The organism is Synechococcus sp. WH 5701 (assembly GCF_000153045.1).
Taxonomy (GTDB): Bacteria; Cyanobacteriota; Cyanobacteriia; order PCC-6307; family Cyanobiaceae; genus Regnicoccus_A; species Regnicoccus_A antarcticus.
Map to the genome: position 1 here is coordinate 1 of NZ_AANO01000046.1, position 1,712 is coordinate 1,712.

Below are 1,712 nucleotides of genomic sequence, written 5' to 3' on the forward strand. Positions count from 1 at the left end.
TGCTCTGGAACTGAACCGGTCTTCCAGCAGACCCTGACGCAACATCCAATCCACAATCAAACCCTCGCGCAGGGCTCGCTCGCTGAGCACAAGACCATCGACAGCCAGCATCTTCATCGTGGTTTGCAAAATCAATGCACCCGGAACAATGATTTCGGCGCGGCGATCATTAATGGCAGACATCTCCCGCCGCTGCGCCGGAGTCATGACGACCAACCGTTCGACAACCCGGTCCAGACGAGAGCGAGACACCTTGTAACCGTGGAATTTGAGCGGCGGACGGTCGTCTTCAACAGCAGCGAGGGCACCAATCGCCATCGCCGTCCCGCTGGTGGCCACCAAAACGGGTTTTTCGCCAGATTTAATGCGTCGAAGCACCTTGTCGACAGCAGGTTCTAGGGAACCCTGAATGAACGCTTGAAGAAACGAGCGTCGCTGCGGAGACAACGGCTCCTCCTTGATGAAATCCCGTTGGAGGCGCACTGCACCCACCCGGGTACTGGTCAACGCACGGGCATCTCGGCTATCCGCCAAGGTCAACTCTGTTGAGCCACCGCCAATGTCCAGGAGTAGGTGCGGCTTCTCTCCGAACGACATCCCCGAGAGCACGCCGAGATAGATCAATCGAGCTTCCTCAGGCCCACTGACCAGATCCACTTCAATCCCCAACTCATCCTTAATGCTCTGAAGGAAATCGCGCCCATTGGGGGCCTCCCTTACGGCACTGGTGGCGGCCGTGACCACCTGTTCAACTTGATGACTATTGGCTAATTCAAGGAAGCGACGCAGCGTTTTAAAGCCACGTTCCATCGCAGCAGCCGACAGTTCTCCCGTCTCTGGATCGCGCTCTCCTAGACGAGTCGTGGACTTTTCCGCCTGAATGATGCTGAAGGTGCGAAGGGCTGGATCCACGGAGGCCACCAACAAATGCGTCGAATTGGTGCCGATATCAATCGCACCAACCCGCCTCAGTCCTCCAGACTTGATCCCACGGGACAACGTCAATCCCTGGCCGTCTCCAGATGTCAGATCAGCGGTCTCAGCTTCCGACATGAACGACGCTGGCCTGACATGGATCCACTCTGGCACTGGTTCCAAAGGCCATCAGTCCATGTCTCGCGTTTTTAAATCTCTTTCACTGTGAATAGCAGCATCCCCAGCCTCCGCCCCTGGATCGAATTACTCCGCTGGAACAAACCATCTGGGCGGCTCATTTTGTTGATCCCTGCTGGGTGGTCTCTCTGGCTCACGCCGTCTGCTCCCCCCAGTGCCTCATTGGTTGGACTGATTTTGGTGGGGGGGCTTGCGGTGAGTGGAGCTGGCTGCATCGCCAACGATCTTTGGGACCAAGGGTTCGATCGTCAGGTGGAACGAACCCAAGCTCGACCCCTAGCGCGTGGAGCCCTGCAACGACCCCAGGCCTTATGCCTGCTACTTCTGCTGCTTCTCGTCAGCCTGGGGGTGGTCCTGAGCCTGTCCGATGAGAGTCGGGGCCTGTGCTTGGGCTTAGCGGTCGCCGCCCTCCCGCCCATTCTTTTGTATCCATCTGCCAAACGCTGGTTTGCTTTCCCCCAGGCCGTTCTTGCCCTGTGCTGGGGATTCGCAGTGCTGATCCCATGGGCTGCTGCAGAAGGCCAACTGAGTTGGACTCCAGCACTGATTAGTTGCTGGATCGCCACCCTGCTGTGGACCTTTGGATTCGACACGGTTTA

The 1,712-nt window shown here is 57.7% G+C and carries 2 protein-coding genes; one reads left to right on the top strand and one right to left on the bottom strand.

Translation table 11 applies throughout. The features are described from left to right. Positions 1 to 1,053, bottom strand: a 1,053-nt coding sequence (locus WH5701_RS00240) for a Ppx/GppA phosphatase family protein (protein WP_006169766.1), incomplete at its 3' end; no start/stop codon positions are given. A gap of 87 nt (positions 1,054 to 1,140) precedes the next feature. On the opposite strand from WH5701_RS00240, the gene WH5701_RS16075 reads away from it, so the two are divergent. After that, positions 1,141 to 1,712: 4-hydroxybenzoate polyprenyltransferase (locus WH5701_RS16075; protein ID WP_156776465.1), on the top strand; the 572-nt coding region annotated here is incomplete at its 3' end.